We start from the raw sequence: 27,000 nt of genomic DNA on the forward strand, positions 1-27,000 counted from the left end.
TAACAATATGACTGATACCTTTCACAAGGTGGCAATTATGAATAAAAGATCAAAGAAGGTTGGAAACGCCGTGAGCGAAGTTTTAAATTATGTGACAGAAATGAATAACGATAAACCAGTGACGCGCGCACCAGCGCCTGTTGCGTTAAATCTGACTTCGTTTCTTAGTCAGCCAGCACGCGTGCTGGCGACTAATAGCTATTTACAACGCCAAGAACAGCGTGAATCAAATGCTCGCAGTTATCCGCGTCGTTTGCCATTTGCGCTTAAACGCGGTCAAGGTATCTTTGTTGAAGATACTGAACAACAGATCTTTATTGATTGTTTAGCTGCTGCGGGTACGTTAGCGCTTGGCCATAGTCACCCCGATGTGACAGCAGCTTTGATTGAAGCGGTGCAATCAGAAGTACCAATGCAAACATTAGATCTGATGACGCCAATTAAAGATGAGTTTATGACTCAATTATTGGGTTTGTTACCGGGTAATATGGCTGACAATGCACGTATTCAAATGTGTAGCCCTTGCGGTTCCGATGCGGTTGAAGCAGCATTGAAGTTAGCTAAAATTGCCACGGGTCGTCGTTCAATTCTCGCATTCTCGGGTGCTTACCATGGCATGACGCATGGCGCGTTAGCGATGATGGGCAACTTAGGGCCTAAATCAGCACTGAGTATGACGGGCGCGGATGTGCAAATTATGCCATTCCCGTATGCACTTCGCTGTCCTTATGGCCTAGGTGAAGCAGGGATTAAGACCAGTCTTTATCAACTCGAGACCATGCTAACAGATCCGGAATCGGGTGTTGCTAAACCTGCCGCTATTATCGTAGAAGCAGTGCAGGGCGAGGCTGGTTCACTGCCCGCCGATCCTACTTGGCTTAAAGGCTTACGTGATATCACTAAACGTCACGGAATTCTACTCATCATTGATGAAATTCAAGCGGGTATGGGTCGTACAGGTAAAGTATTTGCATTTGAACATGCCGATATTGAACCGGATGTGATTGTTGTTTCTAAAGCGCTAGGTGGTGGGCAACCATTAGCCGCGATTATTTATCATAATGACTTTGATAAATGGAACCCTGGTGCTCACGCGGGTACATTCCGTGGTAATCAGTTAGCAATGGCATCTGGGTTGGTGGTCATGCGTCATCTTGCACAAGAGCAACTGCATTTACATGCGGGTGCAATGGGCGCTAAGTTAAAACATGATCTAGAAGCGATTGACAGTAACGTTATCGGTGATGTGCGTGGCCGTGGTTTGATGTTAGGCATCGAAATTGTTGATCCTAATGGCGAACGTGATGTATTGGGTAACTTGCCACAAGATGGGCTACGTGCGAAAGAAATTCAACAAGCGGCATTACGTCGTGGTTTGATTATCGAGTTAGGCGGCCGTTTTGGTTCGACTATCCGTATGTTACCGCCACTCATCATCCAACCAGAAGAAATTGATGTGGTTGTTGCTATTTTAACCGATGCGATAAACTCAGTTGCTTAATTAATAAAGAATTTAATCGTAAATAAATAGGCCTTTAGTTCTGAACTAAAGGCCTTTTTTATAATTTAATTGTCATTTTTTGAGCTAACTATTGGTAGTGATATTGAGAATTATTAACATTTGGTGTTAGTATACTAAATCGTTTTTAAGCCAGAGTTAACAGATTTGACTAATATAGCGCCAACTTTACCACCTAAACTACTATTATATATATTAAAAGCAAAGAATTATGGTGTTGAGTATCAGCCTATTATTGCGGTTGAAACACTTGAGGTTTTTGCTTATGAAGCTTTGTCTCGATTTTATGACGAAGCAAACAATCCAATTCCCCCTGATCACGTATATAAAGCTTTGCATCATAATCCGCTATCACTATTTCAGGTGGAATTAGCACAGAAAAAATTACAGCTTAAACATGCTCCTAAAAATTTCAAATTATTCGTTAATTTAGATCAAGACTCCTATTTTGCTTATGGCGACGATGTCGCTGAGCATTCGGTAACGGCGACGGAATTAAACCCTTTCATTCGATTGTTTTTAGCGCATAGGGATAATGAAATAGTGGTAGAGTTAATTGAAAATTCAGAAATAAACGATGCCAAAATGAGCCTGAACATGATCAAGTTAATGGCGTCATATAATATAAGAACTGCGCTTGATGATATCTGTAATGACCAGTCTATGCTGTCGACCGCAGTATTAGAGCAAGTTGATTTTATAAAGTTCGATCGTTTTGTGGTATTGAATAAACACAATTCAAGTTTTCTACTGCTAATTAAAGCGTTAATTTCTTACGCTCAAGAGGCCGGAAAGAAAACAATTTTGGAGGGGGTTGAAACGGATGAGGATCTGGTATTTGCAAAAGCATTAAATATTGATTATGTTCAAGGATTTCTATTTAAACCACAATTTGTATCTGCACCGAGTTTCGGCCTTTAATACATCGGCCCTTAATATAAGCAAGGGCCGAGCAAGTTACATAAGTAATCTTATATTTATACGGTATTATTTCAGTTTAAACTGACTAACAATCGCCACTAACTGTTCATTTGAACTGGCTAGATTACGTGTACTGTCCATAGTCTTCTCACCGTTCTGGGTTAGTTGATTTACCATCCCTTGGATCATGGTCATGTTACGGTTGATCTCTTCCGTTACTGAGCTCTGTTCTTCTGCTGCAGTTGCTATTTGAATACCCAGATCATTAATCTGCATGACAGAGTCGGTCATTGAATCGAGGTTATCATTAACACTGGCTGTAGTTTCGGCTGTTTGTTGACAACTGGCTTTGGTGATGTCCATCGCACGAACAACCATATCAGCGCCATTACGTAAACGTGTAAGCATCTCGTTAATTTCAGAGGTACTTTGCTGTGTGCGTGCTGCTAGCGTACGAACTTCATCAGCTACAACCGCAAAACCACGGCCTTGTTCACCAGCGCGTGCAGCTTCAATCGCCGCATTTAATGCCAGTAAGTTAGTCTGGTCTGCAATTTCGCCAATCACACTCAATACAGAGCTGATCCTATCGGTGTCTTCATTCATTGTTTGAATGTTGAGAGCCATCGCTTCAACTTCATTAACTAAGTCTGCCACACCGTGCACAGCGCCTTCTACAACAGTTTTTGATTTACGTGCTTCGTCTGCAGATTGCTGAGTAAAGGTTGCAGATTGAGCCGCATTTTGGGCAACGCTATCAGCGGTAGAACTCATTTCTGTTATCGCTACAACAACCTGGTCTGTTTCACTCGCGTGGTCGATTAATACCGTATTGTTGTGTTCAGTTTGCGATCTTAATTGTTCAATACCTGAAGAAATATGATCTGTCGACTGTGATATCTCTAACATCATTGCTTGTAAGTTGCTCACGAATCGATTTACCGCTTCAGCAATCTGACCCAAATCATCATTACTGTTTACCGCTAAGCGTTGTGTTAAATCTGCGTTGCCTTGAGCAAGGTCTACAATCGTTGACTTTAACGCCAGAATTGGACGGTATAATCGATTAAGTGCGGCATATACAATCGCCGATGCCACAAGAATAAGCAGTATGGCACTGAATATGCTGTCTTCTAATAGTTCTTGCACTGTGGCGTAGTGAGCAGATTGGTCTATTGTGATGAGTAAATGCCAACTCATCGAATCATCTAGCTTGATGCTTTCAAAGTAACTCACTTTATCTGCACCATTAACAGTGAAGTTTGTTACGCCTTCATCTTTACTGAGTATCTCTTGTTGTAATTGCGCATAGCCCATTTCGTCAGCTAACTTACTTTGTCCTGGGTTGCGGATCTGTGCTGTTGACGCGATTGTAGTACCTTGATTATCGTGTAAGCTTGTTACCGCGTTGGCAAATGCAGACGCACGAACCATATCATTCAAAACGCCTAGCTCGATATCGGCAAGCAGTACACCTTCAAGTTGACCATTTTTATAAAACGGGGCAGCAATACTGATAAGTAATTGCTTAGTTAGCGCATCTTTATACATTGCAGTTACAACTGTAGTGCGTTTTTGTTGTGCTAGGGTATACCAATCGCGCGTACGGGGATCATAACTAGCTAAATCTCGCTTGCCACTTGCAGCGCCATAAGATCGGCCATCGGCAAAACCAACCACGATGTCACTGGCTTTAGTAGCAGCGGTGATTTGTCGTACCATTAAGTGTATCTGCTCGTCACTACGTGGTTGGGCAAAATCGGGTGCCGTTGCAATCAAACCGTCTTTAATTGTTTGGAACCAAGTATTAATTTTTGCCGATGTGGTATCAACTTTTAATATAGAGTAGTCGTTGATATTACTCGACATCGAAGAAGATAACTGGCGGTAAGAAAATAAGTTAGAAATAGTTAAGGTGATTATTAAGAGTAGAATAATGACAGATATTATTCGCCCTTTAAAACTTGATAGAAAATCCACGTGAGTTTATATCCTTTAATAGTTATAAATATTGCTATTTAGCTGATTTGCCAATATATATTCAGATTATTGCAGTTTTCTAACATGCTATCATTCATATGAAAATTCGGGTAGGGTTTTGTTGGTGTTTATAACGTTAACATTGGCGTTAAATGCTTTATTATCACTCCAAGTCAATCTTTACGGCTATATAAAGCTATGATTCTTAATATATTGTATCGAAGTTGCTTTGGTTTAAATTGGCTGGCGATGGCCAATCATTGTTCATTGAAACTTGCTAGATGACACGTACTGTCCATGGTTTTTTCGCCATTTTCAGTTAATTGATTAACCATGCTTCGGCTCATGGTCATATTACGATTTATCTCTTCGGTCATTGAATAGAGGTTATCGTCATAAAATTGAATCTGTTAGCTACGAGTGAAAATAAATATTACTGGGAAGATTGGCTAGGATGTAGGCCTTTAAAGCGATAAAGACCTACATTGAATCAATTTATTTTAGTTTAGTTTGAACTGTCCAACAATCGCGACTAATTGTTCATTCGAACTTGCAAGCGTATGCGTACTGTCCATGGTTTTTTTGCCATTTTCAGTTAACTGAGAAACCATGCTTTGAATCATTGTCATGTTACGGTTTATCTCTTCTGTTACTGAGCTTTGCTCTTCAGCAGCCGTTGCAATTTGAATACCGAGATCATTAATCTGCATCACTGAATTCGTCATAGAATCAAGACTGACATTGACACTTGCCGTTGTATCAGCTGTTTGCTGACAGCTCAATTTCGTTGCGTCCATTGCTTTTACAACGGTATCAGCGCCATTGCGTAAGCGGGTTAGCATCTCGTTAATCTCTGAAGTGCTTTGCTGAGTTCTTGCGGCTAACGTTCGAACTTCATCGGCAACAACCGCAAAGCCTCGGCCTTGTTCGCCAGCACGTGCCGCTTCAATCGCTGCATTTAGTGCCAGTAGGTTAGTTTGATCTGCAATCTCACCAATCACACTTAATACCTTGCTAATTTTATGGGTATCTTCATTCATCGTTTGAATGTTGAGAGCCATTGCTTCAACTTCATTTACTAAGTCTGCAACCCCGTTTACTGCACCTTGAACTACTGTTTTGGATTGGTGAGCCTCATCGGTTGATTTTTGTGTGAAGGTTGCGCTTTGCGCAGCACTTTGAGCCACACTGTCAGCCGTCGAACTCATTTCTGTTACTGCAACAACAACCTGGTCGGTTTCACTTGCATGATCAATTAATACGGCGTTATTGTGCTCTGTTTGAGAACGTAACTGTTCAATCCCGGTAGAAATATGCGTTGTTGATTGTGATATTTCTAACATTATTGACTGTAGGTTGCTAATAAAGGTATTTACGCCTTCGGCTATTTGGCCTAAATCATCTTTACTTGTTACTTCCAATCGCTGAGTTAAATCGCCGTTGCCTTGTGCGAGATCTTGAATTGTTGATTTTAATGCAATAATGGGTTGGTAAAGTTTATTAAGGCAAATGTATACTAATATCGACACGATAAGAATTAAAATAACAGCCGTGATCAATGAATCATTAAAGCTGTCTGTAATGACGGCGTGGTGCGCGTCTTTATCTAGCGTTACCACTATATGCCAGCTTAATCGGCTATCAAGCTTAACAGCTTCAAAATAGCTGATCTTTTCTTTACCATTGACTGAAAGAGCGAGTTTACCTGTTTCTTCCGCTAACATGTTTTGCTGTAACTGTGTAAATGCAGCGTTATCGGCAAGTTTTGATTTCCCCGGATTTTCGATGGCATCTGTAGACGCAATTATCGTACCTTGTTCATCAAACAAACTTGTGGTCGCATTAGAAAATGCAGAAGCTTTAACGATATCTTCAAGCACGTTCAATTCGATATCAGCAAGTAATACACCTTGTAATTGCCCATTATGGTAAAATGGTTCGGCAATACTTACCAATAGATTGTTGGTAAATGCATCTTTATACATAGGCGTAATAATTGTTTTTCTTTGACGTTTGGCTTCTTCATACCAACCTCGTGCACGCGGGTCGTATTCCGATGCGTCATGTTTTCCGCTCGTCGCACTATAAGAACGGCCATCTTCAAAACCTACTAGTATGTCTGTTGCTTTTGTTGATGCATTGATTTGCTGCACCATTAAAATAATCTGGTCATCGTTACGTGCTACAGAAAAATCGAGAGCCGTCCCGATCAAACCGTCCTTGATGGTTTGAAACCAAGCGTTAATTGATTCGGATGTACTACTGACTTTCAGGGTTGAGTACTTATCTATATCATCTTTAATTAACGCGGACATTTGGCGATAAGAAAGAAAGTTTGATATTGCAAGCGTCGTGATGAGCAGTAACATAATTACTGTAATTATCCGGCCTTTGAAACTTGATAAAAAATTCACGTGGGTACATCCTTTTTATAAATTAATTCGAGAGTGGATACTCGCATTACACAGCGATAACACTATCGCAATTACATTCGTATTAGCTTATCGGCAGGAAATAGTAACATCACATCTTTAATGGCCAATAAGTGATGCTCGTCACATAAATAGAATGCTTCTAATCATTAAGTATTAATATACCCAACGGAAGTGGATGGCGCCTTGACCAGTTTAAAGTTGTTATACTTATTTAGCATAATTGATCTATATCATGGTGAAAGTAAAGCAAGGTAATCTTATTCGACACTACTAACAATAGATTATAGGATCTCGTGCTTTTTAACATCTATCTTCATTTTCAACTAATGGTCCTCTATATTATGAAATCTATTTTTAAACCGCTGTTATTCGTTTTTGTGTCATTGTTTGCGCTTGCTGGTTGCAGCGAAGACAATAATCCAAAAGAAGGGAATGAATACGCTGTTATTCCAACGCCAATGCCTGACTTGCCTGATGTTGTCGAAATCTTTTCTCTTGCGTGCGGTAATTGTAAGAACATGGAAACCATGATCCCTGCAATTGAAGATATGACTAAAATAGAGATTGCTAAAACCCACGTAACCTTTAATAAAAGTGCGCAGCGCTCTGCTTATGTTTACTATGCAGCAGCGAATCAAAATAACGGTAAACCTAGCCATGAGATGATGACTGACTTGTTTACTTATACCCAAAGTGGTGCTGGTGCAGACAAGCATGATCATGGTAAAGGTAAAGAGACTGAAGACGTTGCTGAAACGATGACACTTGCACAGAAAAAAGCTGAGATGATTGCCATCTTCGCAACATACAACATGAAAAGCCCAATTGATTTAAGCGAAGCAGAGCACGAAGCGGTTTATCAAGCCATGATTAAAGCAGAAACGATTGTAACGAACGCTAATATTTCATCTGTACCTGCTTTTCTCGTACAAGGAAAATACCTGGTTAACTCTAGCGCACATAAAACATTAGAAGACTTAGCTGCAACGATTACTTATCTGAACCGTTTAGATAAATAAGCGTAATACATCTTATTTGTTAATCCTGAAAGGAGCGATACTTGTTTATTTACAGTGATGAGTGTGTCCCGCTCCTTTTCTATATCAACTTTCATTCAAAAGTAGATCGTATCGTTTGTGAACGTAAATAACGATATGTGTAGATCAAATGATAAATTATATGGTTAAACTCAGCTTTAACAGTAGACTTTATATCTAATGAATTTTATTATTCGTGAAATTTTTAACAAAGAACTATGAACATGACATTAGCAGCAATTGATTACCGTGCTGAAAATTGCGGTGAAGCGTTTGTAAAATCGCTTCGTGACACAGGGTTTGGCGTATTAACTAATCATCCGATTGATCCGGCGTTAGTTCAAGCTATTTACACTGAATGGCAAGCATTCTTTGAAACCGAAGAAAAACACGATTTCTTGTTTAAACCTGAAACGCAAGATGGTTTTTTCCCTGCAACTGTCTCTGAAACCGCAAAAGGCCACAGTGTTAAAGATATTAAAGAGTATTTCCATGTATATACTTGGGGTCGTATTCCTGAGTCATTAAAAGAAAATATACTCGCGTATTACTCGCAAGCCAATGCATTAGCCGCTGAATTACTGGATTGGGTGGAAGAATTCTCACCAGTTGACGTATCTGCAAAATACAGCATGCCATTATCAAAGATGGTTGAAGCCAGTTCGCGTACATTATTACGTGTTTTACATTACCCACCAATGACAGGTAATGAAGAAGTAGGCGCTATCCGTGCTGCTGCACACGAAGACATTAATATGCTTACAGTGCTGCCCGCGGCTAACGAACCTGGTTTACAAGTACTAAATAAAGATGGTAGCTGGTTAGACGTACCAAGCGATTTTGGTAATATCATTATTAATATCGGTGATATGCTTCAAGAAGCATCAGGTGGTTATTTCCCATCAACAACGCACCGCGTTATTAACCCTGAAGGTGCAGACATGACTAAAGCGCGTGTTTCGTTACCGCTATTTCTGCACCCTAAAGCAGACGTTGTATTATCAGAACGTTACACTGCCGATGAGTACTTAACGGAAAGGTTACGTGAATTAGGCGTGCTGTAACGTCTATGCTGATTACAGTTACTCATCAAAGCGCATTTATGCGCTTTTTTTTGTTCTCAATTTTATGTTTTGTTTACTAAACTCTCTGTATTAATGATGTTTAAAGGGTATGAGTAAATGTTAAAATCGGTTAATGGTTGTGCGCATGAATGGTTTATCTCATTAACCGAATCGGAAGATGAGGCGCAACTTGACGTTAGACTCATTGATTCGTTACAAGCTATTTTACAAACGCAGAAAATTGCAGTGTTTGTGAGGGAAAACGCGCTAAAAGAGCAGAACATCACCTTAATTACTGATAATTTAACCGAGCAAGACTTTACGCCTGAAAATATTGATTCGTTATATCTTAAATTACAAGATAATAAGATCCATACCTGTCTGTGCTCACAACTCCGAATCAGCTATATCCCAATCTGTCATTGTGAATCGGTAATTGGCTTTGTTGTTGCCGTGCATACAAAGGAAGAGATTTTAGATACCAATCAATTTGGCACGGCTGTTAATGTATTACACATTTATGCCAATCAACGCCATGTCCTGTTTAAAAATAGACTTGATCCATTGACTGAATTACTTAACCGACAAACCTTTGAGAGTAAGTTGATGGAGGTGATCGCTGGTCATGATCACCGCGAGAAAATTGGTGAGCACTGTGCTTGGTATCTGGGTATGTTAGATATTGATAACTTTAAACAGGTGAATGACCAGTTTGGACATGTCATTGGCGATGAGGTGTTAATCTTAATCGCGCGCTTAATTAAAACCAACTTTCGTAGTCAAGATTATATTTTTCGCTATGGCGGTGAAGAGTTTTCGGTGTTGTTTAAATGTGCAGCAGAAGATACAGCAGTACTCATATTGGAGCGGTTAAGGGGGATGATCGCGCAGCATATATTTCCACAAGTTGGGACTATTACCATCAGTATAGGTTTTACAGAATTAGAGAGTGGCAGGATATTATCAACACTCGTGCAGCAAGCTGATGTAGCCTTGTATGACTCAAAACGTTCAGGGAGAAACAAGGTAACAAACTTTAAACAAATTGAGGGCCAACATCACCTTGAATATGGTGTCGAGCATGAACACGAATTGTTTAAATAAAGCTAATTTTAATATATGAAGTTAAATAAAAGGTTAAACCAGAAGAAAGCATCAGTTAATTATTTTATACATGAACTAACGGATGCTTTTAATTTTCATCTAATGTGCATATAGATGCTGATAATTTTCAACACCGATTTCAGACACAAGTACTTGCGTAGCTTGCGCGTGACTCATCTTAGTCTCTGCTTTTTCAACTAAGATCATCGCGGCAATATCAGCTAATCTAAACCCAGCTAAATTTAAATTAATTAATACGGATTGTAGTGGTGATAGTGACGGATTAAAAGCCGCATTTTCAATATAACGGCCGGCAATCACAGTACCCGTTGTTGTTTTTAACGCAATACCTGCATGGCAATGACTATAAGGCGCATAACTGTCGTTTGCTGCTTTGAGTGCCATTTGTACCAGTCTTGAGTCGCTTGGTTGTTGCAAAGTTAAATTAACCGGTTTAGCTGCTAATAGTGATTCGCTAATACCTAAGTCAATTGGACCGAAAGAATCGGGCAGTAAAGTCGCTAAGGTTTTTATCCCTGTTGCCTTTAAATTGACACTTAACTCGGGTGCACAGTGTAACTCATTCATGAATTGACGACAGTGACCACAAGGACTATCGGTGACCGTAATGTCTAAAATAGCAGATTCATGATGACTAAAGGCATTATTAATGGCTGCTTGTTCAGCATGAACACTGTTGAATAATGCTTGATTAGTAAATTCATAATTGGCACCAAAGTATAGGTTACCCGATCCAGCTCGTGCAATTGCGCCAACATTGAAGTCTGAGATAGGTGCAACAGAATAGGCGGCAGCTAGGGGTAATAAACTCAGTAATAGCGCAGGTGTTTCGAGTGCAGAATGCAGTTGTAATAAGTCGACATCGTCAGCGTTAATAACACCCTTAAAATCAGGGTTGGTGATGATAGGGTGAACATGGCGTTGAAGTGATTCAGGTAAGCACGGAAGTGCGGTAAGGAGTTTTTCTTTCATAAAATTGGCCTTGTTAAAAAGTGGCACTGAATAGAGAATAAAATTCTATCTGAGTGCCACTTTGCAACTAAATCCGATTTATTACAAGGATAGAGCTCTAAATTATAAAACTTTTAGTACTAAACCGTTTAGATAATAACCTTCTGGATAGAAGCTAGCCGTTGGATGATCACCCGCTTGTGATAAACGCTCAACGATATAAGCATCTTTACCTGCATCCAGTGCTGCATCAGCAACAATTTTCTGGAATAACCCGTCTTCCATTAGGCCTGAACATGAGAATGTTAACAGTGTGCCGCCTGGCTTAAGTACTTGCATTGCTACAAAATTGATGTCTTTATAACCACGACAAGCCCCTTTCATTTGCGCTTTGTTTTCTGCAAATTTAGGTGGGTCAAGAATGATAGTATCAAATGTACGGCCTTCTTCACGGTATTTACGTAGAATTTTGAATACGTCAGCACGTTCGAACTCAGCTTTCGAAAGGTCTAGTCCGTTGTGTTCCATATTACGTTTTGCAATGTCTAGCGCAGGTTGTGATAAATCAACGTTAGTGATTGATTTAGCGCCAGCTTGCAGTGCGTAAACACCGAAGCCACCAGTGTAGCTGAAGCAGTTAAGTACGTCTTTGCCTTTTGCATATTTTGCAGCAGCTTGACGGTTATCACGTTGATCAAGATAGAAACCAGTTTTGTGGCCACCTTTAATATCAACTTCAATTTTAACGCCGTTTTCTTCGATGATAACCACTTCAGGTGGCTCTTCACCTTTCAGAACACCTTTTACTAGTTCTAGACCTTCTTTTTTACGTACTGCTACATCTGAACGTTCGTAGATGCTGCATTCTGGGTAAAGTACGCTTAATGCTGCAACCAGTGTGTCACGGTGGAATTCAGCACCGGCAGATAATAACTGACATACTAAGAAATCGTTATAACGGTCGATTGTGATACCTGGAAGGCTATCAGATTCTGCTGCAATCAAACGGTAGCCAGTTAGGCCTTTTTCTGCGATTAACTCATCACGTAATGATTGTGCTTGTTTGATGCGCTTTTCAAAGAATGCTTGATCGATTTCTACGCCACGGTCGAAATGCCACACACGTACACGAATTTGAGACTCTGGAGAGTAGCTACCAGATGCTAGCCATTCGCCGCCCGCACTCATGATATCAACTGTTTCACCAGCGGCTGCTTCGCCTTTCACTTTTGAAACTGCGCCAGAGAAGATCCACGGGTGTCTACGTTTAAGTGCTTTTTCTTTGCCTTTCGCAAGGATAATTTGAGCTGTCATTTAAATCTCTTATTCTTCTATAGTAGATAGATAAAAAGGGACTCAGTGCGAGTCCCTTTAAAGTTAGCGATAATAATAGCGATGAAACACTATTTTTATGACTAAACCGTCTTACATTACGCGCATGCCAGGTTCAGAACCTTCATCCGGATTTAGTACGAAGATATCGCTGCCGCCAGGGCCTGCAGCAAGTACCATACCTTCTGACAGTCCAAACTTCATCTTACGTGGTGCTAAGTTAGCAACCATAACCGTTAAGCGACCTTCAAGTTGCTCTGGCTCGTAAGCTGATTTGATACCAGCAAATACTTGACGCGTTTCGCCGCCCACATCTAAGGTTAGCTTAAGTAGTTTCTTAGCGCCTTCAACATGTTCAGCTTTTACAATTTTAGCAATACGTAAGTCAATTTTAGCAAAATCATCAAATGCGATCATTTCACCAATTGGCTCATCTTTAAGGTGCTTATCAGAAGCTAGGTCGATAGGTGTTTCTTCAACAACTACTTCTTTCTCTTTTTCAGCAACCACTAAGTTTTGCTTAGATGCTTCAACCATGGCTTCAACTTTGTCCATTTCAACACGTTGCATTAACGGTTTAAACTTGTTGATTTCGTGGTCTGTTAATACTGTTTTGTAGCTATCCCAGTTGAATTCATCATTTAAGAATTTTTCAACTTCAGCAATCATATCTGGTAGTACAGGTTTCAAGTAAACCGATAGGATACGGAATAAATTGATGCCCATAGTACAAACAAGATGCGCTTCTGCTTCACAGCCTTCTTGCTTAACAAGTTGCCACGGTGCTTTGTCTGCAATGTATGCATTTGCTTTATCAGCAAGTGCCATAATTTCTTTGATCGCTTTGCTAAACTCACGCGTTTCGTAGTATTGAGCAATAGTATCGCCAGCAGCAACGAATTCAGCTAATAATGCAGGTTCTGAAATTTCGCTTGCTAGTTTTGCATCAAAACGTTTGTAGATGAAACCAGCCGTACGGCTGGCAAGATTCACTACTTTACCCACAACATCAGAGTTTACACGCTGTGCAAAATCTTCTAGATTCAAATCTAAATCAACAATCTTACTGCTTAGTTTTGCTGCGTAGTAATAACGTAGGTATTCTGGGTTTAGGTTGTCTAGGTAAGTACGCGCCATAATAAATGTGCCGCGTGATTTAGACATTTTCTTACCGTTTACAGTAACAAAACCGTGTGCAAACACACCTGTTGGCTTACGGAAACCCGTGCCTTCAAGCATTGCTGGCCAAAATAGACTATGGAAGTTGACGATGTCTTTACCAATGAAGTGATAAAGTTCAGTCGTTGAATCTTTTTTGAAGTACTCGTCAAAATCAAGATCGTCACGACGATCACAAAGATTTTTGAAGCTACCCATATAACCGATTGGTGCGTCTAGCCAAACGTAGAAGAATTTACCCGGTGCATCCGGGATCTCGAAACCAAAGTAAGGTGCATCACGGCTGATATCCCACTGTTTCAGGCCTGTTTCAAACCATTCAGCGAGTTTATTGGCGATTTCATCTTGCAGGGCACCCGAACGTGTCCATGTTTGTAACATGTCAGAAAATGCAGGTAAGTCGAAGAAATAATGCTCTGAATCTTTAAGCACTGGCTCGGCACCAGACACAACTGATCTTGGCGAGATTAAATCCGTTGGAGAGTACGTTGCGCCACAAGCGTCACAGTTATCACCATTTTGATCTTCGCTCTTACATTCTGGGCAGATACCTTTAACAAAACGGTCCGGTAAGAACATTTCTTTTTCAGGATCGAATAGTTGTGAGATTACACGTGTTTTGATATGACCATTGTCACGCAGACGCGTGTAGATGATAGTTGCAAGTTCACGGTTTTCATCACTGTGCGTTGAATGGTAATTATCAAAACCAACATTGAAATCAGCAAAATCTGCCATATGCTCAATTTTAGTCTGCGCGATCATTGCTTCCGGCGTAATGCCGCGCTCTTGCGCTTTAAGCATGATTGGCGTGCCGTGGGCGTCATCTGCACATACATATGTACATGTGTGACCACGTTGCTTTTGGAAACGAACCCAGATGTCAGTCTGGATATACTCAAGCATATGACCTAAATGAATAGGGCCATTGGCATAGGGTAATGCGCTTGTTACTAAGATTTTGCGTTCTGATGTCATAAAAATCTGATTCATCTTGTGGTTAAAAATAAAGTTATCCGATGTTACCTGATACGACCTATAAAGCATAGATGTTAGGCTAAAAACCCTGCTGTTTTTAGCGTATTTATTTGTGATTCTTTGCTTTATCATTGATATAGTAGATTAATAAAGTATAAATGCTTAAAAGCTAAACACTTACAAGCTCAAATAAAGAGGCGGTTATGGATATTGCAAAGATCACTCGGCTCGTTGGTATTTTTCAACCTAAAAATTGGTTAAAAAATATTGGCGACAGTAATGTATTAGAAACAATTAGCAACAAGGACGGTTGTGTTGAGATCCAGATACGGTTACCGTTTCCATCGTTGGATTTTGAAAACGACGTTAAAACTAAGTTAGCACCCAAAGTCGCGCTAATGAAAGGCGTGGAAAGCATTGAATGGGTGATAACGTTAGACATTGCGACCTTAGCCCGTTGTAACGACGCACCTGCGATTCATGGTGTGAAGAATGTAATTGCGGTTGCGTCTGGTAAAGGTGGGGTAGGTAAGTCAACGACCACCGTTAATACGGCACTGGCATTGGCTAAAATGGGTGCGAAAGTCGGTATCATGGACGCAGATATTTACGGGCCATCAATACCATTAATGCTTGGTGTAAGTGATTCTCGCCCAGAGCAGTACGATGGTAACAGCATGAAAGCCATTAACGCACATGGATTAGCGGTTAACAGTATTGGCTTTATTGCCCTGCATGATCAAGCGATGATCTGGCGTGGCCCAATGGCGAGTAAAGCATTAATGCAGTTGTTAAGTGAAACGCATTGGGGTGAACTCGATTATCTATTTATCGATATGCCGCCGGGCACGGGTGATATTCAATTAACCTTGAGCCAAAATATTCCAGTGACGGGCGCATTGATCGTATCCACCCCACAAGATGTTGCACTTGCTGATGCAGCAAAAGGCATTAGCATGTTCAGACAAGTTAAAGTACCAGTATTGGGCGTTGTCGAAAACATGAGTACCCATATCTGTAGTAACTGCGGTCATGAAGAAGCCATTTTTGGTAGCGGTGGTGTAGTGAAAATGGCGGCTCGTTTTGACACTGAATGTGTTGCTCAACTACCGTTACATATTGACCTGCGTGCGGATATTGATGCTGGTACCCCCACGGTTGTGGCACGACCTGATTCTGAATTTGCAGCTATCTATGCACAATTAGCAAATGATATTGTGAGTAAAATGTTTTTTCAAACGCACACTATATCAACAGAGATACCGATTAAGCTAACGTAATGTAGGTACTTTGATGCGCTATTATAGGTATTTACTCGTTTAGTAGAGGTATTTACTAACTTATTATAGGTATTTTTCGGTTTACTCTAGAATGACAGACTATAAATTTCTATAATAGCGGCGTCTTAGGCTCCCAACGGATCATTTTATTAATGAATAATATATCTAACTCTTGTGTGATCATCGCAATCGCAGGTGCTTCTGCATCTGGTAAAAGCTTACTTTCGTCAACAATCTATAATGAACTTGTTGCAGAATTTGGCGAATCACAAATTGCAATAATTACTGAAGATTGTTATTACCGTGATCAAAGTCACCTCGAGATGGAAGAGCGAGTTAAAACAAATTATGACCATCCACAAGCGATGGATCATAAATTATTGTGCAGTCATTTACAGGATTTAAGTGACGGCAAGGCAGTAGAAATTCCAACGTACAGCTATACAGAACATACGCGTTTGGCTGAGACGATTAAATTGACACCCAAGAAAGTGATCATTTTAGAAGGTATTTTATTACTGACAGATCCAAATATCCGTGAAATTATTCACGCAAGTGTATTTATGGAGACCCCGTTAGACATTTGTTTTATCCGTCGTTTACAGCGTGATGTTGCTGAACGCGGCAGAACAATGGAATCGGTAATTGAGCAATACAATGACACGGTTCGTCCAATGTTCTTACAGTTCATTGAGCCATCAAAACAATATGCAGATCTTATTGTACCGCGTGGTGGCAAGAACCGTTTCGCGATTGATACATTAAAAGCAAAAATTTGTCAGTTATTAAACGACTAATAACACAGCACCTATTCAAAGAGAGAAAACATGCGCCTGTGCGATACAGATATTGAAAAATACTTAGATGATGGTCGAATTTCTATAGAGCCAAGACCTGAACAAAGTAAAATTAGTGGCGTAAGCGTTGATGTTACTTTAGGTAACGAATTTCGAGTGTTTCAGGCTCATAACGCGCCTTATATTGATTTGAGTGGCCCTAAAGAAGAAGTGGCTATTCAGCTTGATAAAGTCATGAGCGACGAAATCGTAATACCTGACGGTGAAGCATTTATCTTACACCCAGGTGAATTTGCTTTATCGGTAACGTTTGAGAAAGTAACGTTGCCTGCGGATATCGTGGGTTGGTTAGATGGACGTTCATCACTCGCTCGTCTTGGTCTTATGGTGCATGTAACAGCACATCGTATTGATCCGGGCTGGTCTGGTCGTATCGTACTTGAGTTTTATAACAGTGGTAAATTGCCGCTAGCATTACGTCCTAAAATGACCATTGCTGCGTTAAACTTTGAAACACTGACTGCACCGGCAGCACGTCCTTACAATAAACGTAAAGATGCGAAGTATAAAAACCAACATGGTGCCGATACAAGCCGTATTAACCAAGACGATAATAGCAATCAAAGTGCATAATGATTACTCAGTCATATAATGAGTAGCTAACTGGACTTAATTCGAATACAAAAATGCCCATCACCGTTAAAGTGATGGGCATTTTTTTGTTTACGTTTTCTTAGCTAACCGTAATTTAGAAGATTAGATGTGCAACACCTGTGATAATCGGCAGTGTTATGATTGTACGGAGTACGAAGATAATAAATAGGTCAACGATATTAACGGGTATTTTACTGCCTAACAGTAATGCGCCCACTTCTGACATATAGATAAGTTGCGATACTGATACACCGGCAATAATGAATCGAGTCATATCACTTTCCATTGATGTAGCCAGAATACTTGGTACAAACATATCCGCAAAACCAACCACTAACGATTCAGATGCAAGAGCCGCTTCTGGCACGTTCATGAATTCAAGGTAATACATGAACGGTTTACCAAGTACTGCAAATACCGACGTGTATTCCGCGATAAGTAGACCAACAGTGCCGATTGCCATTACCACAGGTAAGATACCAAACACCATATGCGTTGCATTTTTTAAACCTTCGATAAACACTGTTTTGTATGAGGTTACTTTTGATGCTCTATCAACGGCTTGGGCAATACCCCATGAGAACACAGTGTGTCCAGTTGGGATCGACTCTAAATCGTGGTTTTTTGGTGTACCATCAATATAGATATCTTTTTTCCAACATAGTGGTGGCAGTTTAGGCACTATGATCGCCGCTACGATACCTGATAATGTGATTGCCATGTAGTAAGGTAAAAAGTATTGCTCTAAATTAACCTGCGCAATCACAACGAGACTAAAGGTAATCGATACCGCCGAGAACGTAGTACCAATAACCGCTGCTTCACGTTGAGTATAAAACTTCTCTTGGTACTGCTTATCCGTTAATAAGATACCAACGCTGCCGTCACCTAACCAAGAGGCAATACAGTCTACCGCAGAACGTCCAGGTAGATTGAAAATAGGACGCATGATTTTAGTGCATAACGCGCCACATAACTCCAGTAAACCAAAATTAAGCAGTAACGGTAACAGCAAGCCCGCAAAGATAAATACTGCGAATAAGGTTGGTAATAAATCGTTGAGTACCAAACCACCGGTATTTTCATTCCAGATATATTCTGGACCGACTTGATAAACAGTTGCGATAGTAAAAGCACAGCTGAGGATTCTGACGATTAGCCAAAGTGGTGTTGGCATGAATAACTCTTTGAAGAATGCACGCTCAGTAATAAATTTTGGTTTAAGCAACACGGCTAATGTGGATGCCACAGCCATGAATGAAATGATGACGGTAATGATATTAAGTAAATAACCGTCCAATGCTGCCATTAACAATTTTGCTAATAAGGCGACTGGAATTGTCATGTCACCTTCATAGGTAACCGGTGTCATGAATAAAAATAAGCCGATTAACGAGGGTAACAAAAATCGAAGTAGTGATTTATTACTTGAGTTTGTTTTATTTATGTCACGCGGTGATTCAGCGTAAATATTATTATCTTTCATTAAATAGTTCCCTTTTATAGGACTAACACTGAGGATCAAATTGATATAACAGTGTTGCCACTAAATATTCCATTTCTATTTGTATATCTATTTTTACTCTAACGTTTGGAGTTTTAAACTACCTTTAACTTGATTGCCGGAGATAGTAACTGCGAACATACATGTTAGAAACATATTATTAACACCACGTGTCAGGGATCATGAAAATAAAATGTTTTATGGAACTTTAGGTGCGCCAGCTCGCATAAATCGTTTTTAAACTTAATTTATTATATGGATTAGTGTGTTTTTTCTAGTTTTTTATTTCTATAAATAATAGATATGCAGTAATTATGATTATGTTTTCGTATTTAAGCTATATTTGTGAATAATATTCAAATAACGAAATTGTTTTTATGATTGTTTTTTGAGCTAACTGTTTCGTTTTGTAGAATATAATGAGAAATTTCTGAAATATAATTAAAACTTGTTAATTATTTGTATCGATAATATGTATTGTTGTTAATCTTTCTGCTTTCTGGTAATTACATGATATTATTAGGCTAGGTGGCGTTAACATAAAGCTTGGCGCGTTATCTTAATTGATTTAGATGTATTTTTATAAGGTGATTTTAGGATGAAAAAAGTACTGCTTGGTATTGGCGGGCTCATTGCGATAATTTTTATCGTGAGTGTTATTGCAATTAAATTCCTGGTTAATGAAGAATTAATTAAAGATAATTTGATTGAGCAAGTAAAGCAATTGACTAAACAAGACGTCACGATTGAAGGGGACTTACATTTAACCTTTTATCCACAGATTGGTTTTGAATTAGGCAAACTTACCTTATTTAATCAACATGAATATGCAGACTCGAAACAAATTGAAGTGAAGAGTGTGCATGCCGCCGTTGAGCTTATGTCGCTATTGACTAAAACAATTGTGGTAACGAATGTGCAAGTTGATGGCTTAACAGTGAATGTGGAGACGTTAGCTGATGGCCGTAATAACATGGATGAGTTACTTGCTAGATTAGCGCCGCCAGAAAAGCCATTATCAAACGAAGATATTCAAGCGATTAAGGTAACAGCAGAAGGCGAGATTGCCAAAAGTGAATATCAATTTGTAGTTAAAGGGGTGAATATAACCAACGCCCAGTTATCTTTGAATAATCGCCAAGACGGCACCTATCATAAATTGTCTGACAGCAGCTTAAATATTGGCGAATTTGCCTTTGGTAAGCCTGTTGCGATCACATTAGCTGCAAGCTATCGTACCAATGAGTTAACCGCTAAATTAAATACCAGCATGGTACTCACCGTTGATGAGCAATTTAACCAAATAAAATTAGCACAGCTGGATAATAAACTCGCGTTAACTGGCAAGTTACTACCTCGCCCAGAAATGACTATTTCACTGCAAGGTGACCTGACCTATGACAATGCTTATAAAACAGTAACATTTGTAGGGCTTAAATTAGCTGTCGATGAACTGACCGTCACTGGTGATTTGTCTGTCGATGTATTTTCAAAGCCGAGTATTGAATACAACCTCGCAATGAATACCCTTGTCGTTGATGATTGGCTGCCTAAGGCTGAACCTGTATCTGCAAAGAATAAATCAACAAATAACGAATCAGCGGCTAAAGGCACAGCAGGTCAAACGGGTAAAAAACAACAAGTAGAAGTTGAACCGGATCTTAGTGCGCTATCAAGTGTTAATCAAAAAGGGACATTGACGATCACTCAAATTAAGCAAGGCGAGTATGTCTTGGATAATATTAAGCTACAAAGTGAGTTAAAAGATGGTGTATTCCAGTTAACGAGACTGTCGTCTGATCTTTATGAAGGCAAGTTAATGGTTAAGGCCCTGTTAGACAGTAATAAGAAGCCTGCGGTATTCAATATTAATAGTACGCTGGAAAAAGTACAGTCAGAGCAATTAGTCACAATCGCGGCAGGTAAAAAAATGCTGACCGGTTTGGTTGATGTAGACGTGCGTTTAAGCGGTAAAGGTTTAACCATGACCAAGTTGAAGTCGATGACTAAGGGTACGATTAATACCACGTTTTCTGATGGCGCTGTGTTAGGGATTAATGTGGCACAAGAAGTGCGTAAAGCGATTGCTATGTTTAGCAAGAAACCTGTCGGTAATGCGGATCAAAGTGAACAGACAGATTTCAGCGCGATGGTAGCAAACTTTAAACTCGGTGGTGGTAAGTTAACATCGACGAAGATCGATTTGGCTTCACCTGCGATCAAGGTTGATGGCCAGGGCTATGCAGATCTGATGCGTGAAAAACTTGATTTTACTTTTGGCGCCTCAGTGGCCGAAAATATTGGTGGTCAATCGAGTTCAACAATGAAGGCTATTCGTGACTTGCGTCTTCCTGTCGAAGTGAAAGGCAGCTTTGCAGCGCCAAGTATTAAAGTTGATTTCGGTGATATTACTAAACAAGTCATTGAGCTTGAAAAAGATAAACTGATTAATAAGTATCTTGGATCCGACGAAGACAAGAATAAAATTAAGAATAAAATATTTAGAGGTTTGAAAAAACTATTCTAATTTGCGGTTAATATAAAAAGCCTGTTAGTGATATCACTAACAGGCTTTTTAATGCGCTCATTTTAATTTGCTTCGTTAGCTGTTATGCACCAATGATCTTCTGACCATAGAGGTATAGTTGCTGCAGCAGTTTCATTTTGCGTTCGTCATGACTATTTTCAATCGCCAATGCATCTAATCGGTCAAAATAGGCCGGTGCAGCGTCTTCAAGCACGCTACGGCAATGATTAAGCCATTTTTGTTGCTCAGGCATTGATAATAAATGCGGGAAGTTACGCGCACGATAACGGAAGAACAACTCGTTAAAACGTTCATCACTGATTTTTAGTTGCAGCCCTGCTAATTGCTCGGGTGCTGTTTCGCGTAATATTTCAAAGTTAGCTTTATCCCCAGCGCTAAAGAAACCATCGTAGATCATGGCATCAACATTGTTTGATTTTGGATATTCACGATCTACTTGATAAACACCAACCACATTCTCGCGTAGCGTTGCGCTTTCTTTTAAACGTTTAAGGTTTGCTAAACAGGCGTTGCGATCAATACCTAAACGTTCGGCATTCTCAGGTAATAAGGTTTTCGCTGGTGCTAGTACTGGGCACTTATTGATATGAATAAGCTTCAGCGGAATAGGGGCTAGGTCACCGAGATCTTTCTTGGGTGTATATAAACGCTCACGTAGTTCATCTGCGCTTAATTCTAATAACGGGGTAATGTCTTGGGCTAAGTCAGCCACGATCACGGCATTATTGTTGGTCGGATGCCAAGCCAGTGGCACGACCCAGCTTGTGAAACCGCGGTCGGCACCGAACATACCACTCACATGCACTAATGGTGTCATGTTGATGATATCAATAAGTGATTCTACTTTACGCTTGCTACGCAGATTAAATAAGAAATCAAATAATTTAGGTTGTTTTTCTTTAACCAATTTAGCCATAGCAATGGTTGCGTATACATCTGATGTCGCATCATGGGCATTGGCGTGTTCAATTCCATTGGCTTTCGTTAATAGCTCAAGACGCATGCTTGGCAGGCCATCATCATTTTCTGGCCATACAATGCCTTCTGGACGCAGTGCATAACAAGCGCGCATTAAATCAATAATATCCCAGCGTGAGTTACCATCTTTCCAGGTGTGTGCGTAAGGGTCGTAGAAGTTACGGTAGAAGATATTACGCGTTACTTCATCATCAAAACGAATATTGTTATATCCAATAATACAGGTGTTTTTATGGCTGAACTGCGCTTCAATACGCTTACTGAATTCTGCTTCATTCACACCTTCAGCTTGGGTTTTCTGCGGTGTGATACCTGTAATTAAAGCGGCTTCTGGCGAAGGAAGGTAATCATCGGACTGACGGCAATAAAACATATCTGGCTCGCCGATCACGTTAAAGTTCATATCGGTGCGAATGCCAGCAAATTGAGAGGGGCGATCGAGGGACGGGCTTAACCCGAAAGTCTCATAGTCATGCCAGTAAAAAGTGGGTTGGTCAGCTGCTGATTTATTCGAATTGTTATCCATACTACGCCTTGTTCTTATTCATTTGTATCTAATTAAATACAGCGGATATTTAATGGCTTGAAAACTCATGAATATATGCTGTTAAACGATAGTGAGAGGGTAAGCTAAGCGTGAATAGATGGCAAGTTATAAAGCCTTAGATCAAGCATGATCCAACAATCTAAAATTCCAATTCTCAACGGTATTCGCTTCTAAGCGTGTTTTGGCCACTTCAGCCTAGATAGTGAGAGAGCAGGGATTTCTATCAATCGGGTTAGATTGGCTTTGTTTAATGGCTCACTAAAGAATAACTCACACACTTGTTTCACTGTTATTGCAGAGTCTAGTCGTTTAATTCGGATTAAAGCATCATTTTCACTTATCATTCATGGTGTGATGAAGAGTCAGGCATTCGAGTATGTTCTTATTAATAACATTTTAGTTGCGGTGTTTTCATTTAAGTAATTCGAAACCGCAAGGAGAATAACAAAACGGATAATATCTATTTTCGAAATTGAATCGTGGCTCATTTGGTTAAAAAGTATTATTATTTTTTTGTTCGTTTCGAACACTAAAAAATTAATTTAGTCTAGTCTAAATGAAGTTGAAAGCGCATATTTATGAGTTATCACATTATTTTTAAGTTTTTTTCGTAAATATGCTTTTAATCTCAGCGGCAAAGGTATAGAATCCGCCTCCTAATTTTTCTAGAAAGCTACTAAAATGTAGCTGGTTATCTGCAAGGTAGACAATGAGTCATTACACAGTTTTAGGTTTATCAACATGGTTCGAATTAGTCGAACGCATCGGCTCAGAAGCAGAAGCCAAGACGTATTTTTCAGAAACGAAACTGGTTGAGTACAACAGCAGAACTTGTCTCGAATTAATTGAAGCCGGTATGTTGATGCATTTGAAGAATTGGTTAGCTGTACAATACCAAGAATTCAAATCAACTGGTGAACGTTTACGTCGCGAGCAAGTCTCGCAGTCTACAAACTCTGTCTCAAGTAAACTTTACTCGATAGAAGTGATTCGAACTCGTCCGCAAATGGTTGGGCAACCAGTGCCGCAACAAGTACAACATCAAAGACAACACATTGCATCGTCACAATTTGTGACGAATCAGGTTCGTCCTGTACATGCGACCCCTGCTGCTGTGAAGCCAGAAGTTGCAAGACCTGTTGTTGCTGCTGCACCTGTTGCGCCACCAAAGCCACGCGTAATAACGTCTAAAATGCCAGCACCAGAAAAGAAACCTGCTGCTGCATCGATGGCTAATTTCTTTATGCGTCAGGTTCGTGCGACTAAATCTGAATTGGAAGATCGTAAGCACCATAATTAAGTAACGCTTGACGCGTACCTTAACTATGTGAATGACTCAGTAGCAAGTGTTGTCCCACGACGGTGGTGATAGAACTTGGTTCTGGGTCATTTTTTTATCTGCATTTTGGCAATTTATTTCTAAGTGGTATCACTTTATGCGCATTCATAATGTTCATCGATTAGCAATACAGCGTTTAGCTGACAGTACCAAACCTTTCAAAGCTCGTGGCGGTAAATTAATTCGTTGTGATTACTGCATGTTAGGCAAGCAATTTTGTATTTGTGAACACCAACCGTTAGTAAAATCGACAGCTGGCTTTATGCTGGTGATGTTTGATTATGAAATGATAAAACCGAGTAATACAGGCCGTTTGATTGCAGATGTCATTGAAGACACATTTGCTTACCAATGGTCACGTACAGAGCCCAATCAAGAGATGATAGATATCATTAACCAAAGTTGTTGGCAGCCATTCGTTATCTTCCCTGAAGAGTATGTGGTTGAGCGTGAGCGGGTACAAACAGGGCCATTAATAATTGAACAGGGTAAACGACCATTATACATCCTACTTGATGGTAGCTGGCGTGAAGCGAAGAAGATGTTCAAAAAAAGCCCGTGGTTAGAAGATATACCGGTGATCTCATTTGATCCTGACGTAGTTTCGCAGTATCAGATCCGCAAGGCGGCAAAAGACAATCAGCTTGCAACGGCAGAAGTTGCATCATTGGTGCTGGGTCATCATGGTGAAGCACTGAATGCGGATATTCTTGGCTGTTGGTTTGATGTTTTCCGCGAACGTTATCTTTCCGGCACTAAGCAACTTAATGTCGGTGTCGATGCCGCGTTGAAGCGTTTACAGACACTAACGGTTTAATTTCACAGTACCTAGACTTAACAATAGAACCCTGACTGTCTACTGACCTTGGGGTTGTTGTTGCCAATTTTTAATGCAATTGGTATAAGCATGTCGTTAAACAAGATAGGGAGTCGTCATGAAAAGTATGTTGATCACTATGCTCGTGTTCTATATCGGTATTTGTGTTGTGTTATTCGTATTACAACGTAAATTCTTGTATTTTCCGCAACCGGCAACGCCAGTAAATGGTGTAGCAGCAATCAGCTTTGAGTCCGATGGTGAACAGTTACGTGGCTGGGTGGTTAACGAAGGGCGCGCTAAAGCGTTAATGTATTATGGCGGTAATGCCGAAAATATCGAAAACAACATCCCCTTTTTTAAGGATGTGTTACCGGAGTATAGCGTCTATCTAATTCCCTACCGAGGTTATGGCAATAGTACGGGCTCTCCCACTGAGGGACACCTCTATCATGAGGCCTTGACTATTTTCGACCGGGTAACCGTTAATCACGAACAGATAACCCTGATGGGCAGAAGTCTCGGTACTGGCATTGCTACCTATGTTGCGGCGAACCGACAAGTAACCAAGCTGGTATTGATCACTCCCTTTGATAGTATCGTCAATGTTGCTAAGTCGGTCTACTGGATGTTTCCGGTAAATCTGTTGCTTAAAGATAAATACGTGTCAATAAATCGCGTGGAAAACATTACCGCGCCAACCTATATCTTCATTGCTGAGCACGACCAGGTGATCCCTCGAGCAAGGGCTGAATCGTTAATTGCGCAGTTTGCTGATCAATTGGTGGCGACTATTCTGATCACCGGAGCCAGCCATAACGATATTTCACAGTACCAGCAATATGTCACAGAATTGAAGCGGGCGCTGGACTGATATCTAAATAGCATATATTATTTTTCATACTGATTACATTCAATATTTTTATGGATAGAATATGCAGCGAAAAAAAGAAACACAATACCCTATTCGCTGGGGCATCATCGGCTGTGGCACTGTCACAGAATTAAAAAGCGGCCCTGCATATCAAAAAACAGATGGTTTTAAACTTGCGGCTGTAATGCGGCGTAATCTTGCTCTTGCGCAAGATTATGCGTTAAGACATAACATCGAAGCATACTCTTCAGATCCTGCAGATATTATCAATAACGATAATATTGATGCCGTGTATATCGCCACTCCCCCTGATAGTCATAAATTTTACGCCTTACAAGTGGCTGACGCGGGTAAGCCTTGCTGTATCGAAAAACCACTGGCACCCTGTTATGCGGACAGTTTGGCGATTTACAATGCGTTTAACGACAAAGACATTCCCTTATTTGTGGCTTATTATCGCCGTTCGTTACCGCGTTTTAATAAAGTGAAAGCATTACTTGAATCAGGTGCGATTGGCCAAGTAAGAACGATTAATGCGTTTTTAAATAAACCAGCCAACGCATTAGATTTATCGGGTGAGTTTAATTGGCGAACAGATAAACAAGTTGCTGTTGGTGGTTACTTTGACGATCTAGCCAGTCATGGACTTGATCTGTTTGCTTATTTGTTGGGTGATTTTGATATCGTGAAAGGGCTTGGCACCAATCAACAAGGCCTCTACTCATCGTTAGATTCAATATCAGCATGCTGGCAGCACAAAAATGGTGTAACAGGTGTCGGAAGTTGGAATTTTGGCGGTTGTACAAGACAAGATCGGGTGCTGATCACAGGCAGTGAAGGAGAGATCAGTTTTTCTGTGTTTGATGAAATGCCCGTGACGTTACAAACTTTAACGGCACGCCAAGAGTTTGTTATCGATAACCCTGAAAATATTCAGTTATACCATGTACAGAATATGCGTGAACACCTGGTTAATCACATTGCTCATCCATCAACTGGCGAAACGGCGTTACACACCAGTTGGGTGATGGAACAGATCTTACACAGTAAATAATTGCCTAGCGCTATTTCAATCAACACAGCACCGATTATTAACTCCGATGCGTATTACATTAACCGGTACGATCAAAGCGAGAAAATT

20 protein-coding genes and 1 pseudogene are annotated in these 27,000 nt (G+C 40.2%); 13 read left to right on the forward strand and 8 right to left on the reverse strand.

Annotation, left to right across the window (positions count from 1 at the left end; genetic code table 11):
- The first annotated feature begins 37 nt into the window (after positions 1–37).
- Both HRT96_RS00090 and HRT96_RS00095 read left to right on the forward strand, forming a co-directional pair.
- A complete protein-coding gene (locus tag HRT96_RS00090; protein WP_293150447.1) occupies positions 38–1,501 on the forward strand; it encodes a diaminobutyrate--2-oxoglutarate transaminase family protein in 1,464 nt (487 codons plus the stop codon).
- Between the two features lie 165 nt (positions 1,502–1,666).
- Positions 1,667–2,440, forward strand: a complete 774-nt coding sequence (locus HRT96_RS00095) for an EAL domain-containing protein (protein ID WP_293150450.1) — start codon at positions 1,667–1,669, stop codon at positions 2,438–2,440.
- Between the two features lie 66 nt (positions 2,441–2,506).
- Here the strand turns inward: HRT96_RS00095 and HRT96_RS00100 are convergent, their stop codons facing one another.
- Both HRT96_RS00100 and HRT96_RS00105 read right to left on the reverse strand, forming a co-directional pair.
- A complete protein-coding gene (locus HRT96_RS00100) occupies positions 2,507–4,420 on the reverse strand; it encodes a methyl-accepting chemotaxis protein (RefSeq protein ID WP_293150453.1) in 1,914 nt (637 codons plus the stop codon).
- Positions 4,421–4,920: 500 nt separating this feature from the next.
- Positions 4,921–6,834: a methyl-accepting chemotaxis protein gene (locus tag HRT96_RS00105; protein ID WP_293150456.1), complete on the reverse strand. Its 1,914-nt coding sequence runs from the start codon at positions 6,832–6,834 to the stop codon at positions 4,921–4,923.
- 362 nt (positions 6,835–7,196) lie between these two features.
- On the opposite strand from HRT96_RS00105, the gene HRT96_RS00110 reads away from it, so the two are divergent.
- From HRT96_RS00110 to HRT96_RS00120, 3 genes are all read left to right on the forward strand, one after another.
- Positions 7,197–7,874 carry a thiol:disulfide interchange protein DsbA/DsbL gene (locus HRT96_RS00110; RefSeq protein WP_293150459.1) on the forward strand — a complete coding sequence of 226 codons (678 nt, stop codon included), beginning with the start codon at positions 7,197–7,199 and terminating at the stop codon, positions 7,872–7,874.
- A gap of 242 nt (positions 7,875–8,116) precedes the next feature.
- Entirely contained in the window at positions 8,117–8,956 is an 840-nt protein-coding gene (locus tag HRT96_RS00115) for a 2OG-Fe(II) oxygenase family protein (protein ID WP_293150462.1), read from the forward strand.
- Between the two features lie 117 nt (positions 8,957–9,073).
- Entirely contained in the window at positions 9,074–10,060 is a 987-nt protein-coding gene (locus HRT96_RS00120) for a GGDEF domain-containing protein (protein ID WP_293150465.1), read from the forward strand.
- Between the two features lie 99 nt (positions 10,061–10,159).
- Here the strand turns inward: HRT96_RS00120 and cdd are convergent, their stop codons facing one another.
- The 3 genes from cdd to metG form a co-directional block, all read right to left on the reverse strand.
- A complete protein-coding gene (gene cdd / locus HRT96_RS00125; protein ID WP_293150467.1) occupies positions 10,160–11,053 on the reverse strand; it encodes a cytidine deaminase in 894 nt (297 codons plus the stop codon).
- A gap of 102 nt (positions 11,054–11,155) precedes the next feature.
- The gene (locus HRT96_RS00130) at positions 11,156–12,346 is read right to left on the reverse strand and encodes a class I SAM-dependent methyltransferase (RefSeq protein ID WP_293150470.1); all 1,191 of its coding nucleotides are present in this window, start codon (positions 12,344–12,346) and stop codon (positions 11,156–11,158) included.
- A gap of 111 nt (positions 12,347–12,457) precedes the next feature.
- Entirely contained in the window at positions 12,458–14,521 is a 2,064-nt protein-coding gene (gene metG / locus HRT96_RS00135) for a methionine--tRNA ligase (protein WP_293150473.1), read from the reverse strand.
- Between the two features lie 200 nt (positions 14,522–14,721).
- On the opposite strand from metG, the pseudogene apbC reads away from it, so the two are divergent.
- The 3 genes and pseudogenes from apbC to dcd form a co-directional block, all read left to right on the forward strand.
- A pseudogene (gene apbC / locus HRT96_RS00140) lies at positions 14,722–15,801 on the forward strand (iron-sulfur cluster carrier protein ApbC); the annotation flags it as partial.
- A 152-nt stretch (positions 15,802–15,953) separates the two neighbouring features.
- A complete protein-coding gene (udk, locus tag HRT96_RS00145; protein ID WP_293150476.1) occupies positions 15,954–16,598 on the forward strand; it encodes a uridine kinase in 645 nt (214 codons plus the stop codon).
- 30 nt (positions 16,599–16,628) lie between these two features.
- A complete protein-coding gene (gene dcd, locus HRT96_RS00150; RefSeq protein ID WP_293150479.1) occupies positions 16,629–17,231 on the forward strand; it encodes a dCTP deaminase in 603 nt (200 codons plus the stop codon).
- A 115-nt stretch (positions 17,232–17,346) separates the two neighbouring features.
- Here the strand turns inward: dcd and HRT96_RS00155 are convergent, their stop codons facing one another.
- Complete coding sequence (locus tag HRT96_RS00155) at positions 17,347–18,738, reverse strand: YjiH family protein (protein WP_293150482.1); 1,392 nt, start codon at positions 18,736–18,738, stop codon at positions 17,347–17,349.
- Positions 18,739–19,354: 616 nt separating this feature from the next.
- Here HRT96_RS00155 and HRT96_RS00160 point away from each other — a divergent pair.
- Complete coding sequence (locus tag HRT96_RS00160) at positions 19,355–21,283, forward strand: AsmA family protein (protein ID WP_293150485.1); 1,929 nt, start codon at positions 19,355–19,357, stop codon at positions 21,281–21,283.
- 82 nt (positions 21,284–21,365) lie between these two features.
- Here HRT96_RS00160 and sbcB read toward each other — a convergent pair whose 3' ends face one another.
- Both sbcB and HRT96_RS21900 read right to left on the reverse strand, forming a co-directional pair.
- Entirely contained in the window at positions 21,366–22,808 is a 1,443-nt protein-coding gene (gene sbcB / locus HRT96_RS00165; protein ID WP_293150488.1) for an exodeoxyribonuclease I, read from the reverse strand.
- 191 nt (positions 22,809–22,999) lie between these two features.
- Positions 23,000–23,173, reverse strand: coding sequence for a 3-alpha domain-containing protein (locus HRT96_RS21900; protein WP_366052043.1), 174 nt, complete (start codon positions 23,171–23,173; stop codon positions 23,000–23,002).
- 365 nt (positions 23,174–23,538) lie between these two features.
- On the opposite strand from HRT96_RS21900, the gene HRT96_RS00170 reads away from it, so the two are divergent.
- The 4 genes from HRT96_RS00170 (at position 23,539) to HRT96_RS00185 (ending at position 26,913) form a co-directional block, all read left to right on the forward strand.
- On the forward strand, positions 23,539–24,129 hold the full coding sequence (locus tag HRT96_RS00170; RefSeq protein ID WP_293150491.1) for a hypothetical protein: 591 nt from the start codon (positions 23,539–23,541) through the stop codon (positions 24,127–24,129).
- A 136-nt stretch (positions 24,130–24,265) separates the two neighbouring features.
- Positions 24,266–24,985, forward strand: a complete 720-nt coding sequence (locus tag HRT96_RS00175) for a tRNA-uridine aminocarboxypropyltransferase (RefSeq protein WP_293150494.1) — start codon at positions 24,266–24,268, stop codon at positions 24,983–24,985.
- A gap of 118 nt (positions 24,986–25,103) precedes the next feature.
- The gene (locus HRT96_RS00180) at positions 25,104–25,859 is read left to right on the forward strand and encodes an alpha/beta fold hydrolase (protein WP_293150497.1); all 756 of its coding nucleotides are present in this window, start codon (positions 25,104–25,106) and stop codon (positions 25,857–25,859) included.
- Positions 25,860–25,920: 61 nt separating this feature from the next.
- Positions 25,921–26,913 (forward strand): Gfo/Idh/MocA family oxidoreductase, encoded by a 993-nt coding sequence (locus tag HRT96_RS00185; RefSeq protein ID WP_293150500.1) that lies wholly within the window; start codon positions 25,921–25,923, stop codon positions 26,911–26,913.
- Positions 26,914–27,000: the final 87 nt, after the last annotated feature.

Origin of the sequence: Moritella sp. (assembly GCF_013215705.1) — a bacterium.
Lineage (GTDB): Bacteria > Pseudomonadota > Gammaproteobacteria > Enterobacterales > Moritellaceae > Moritella.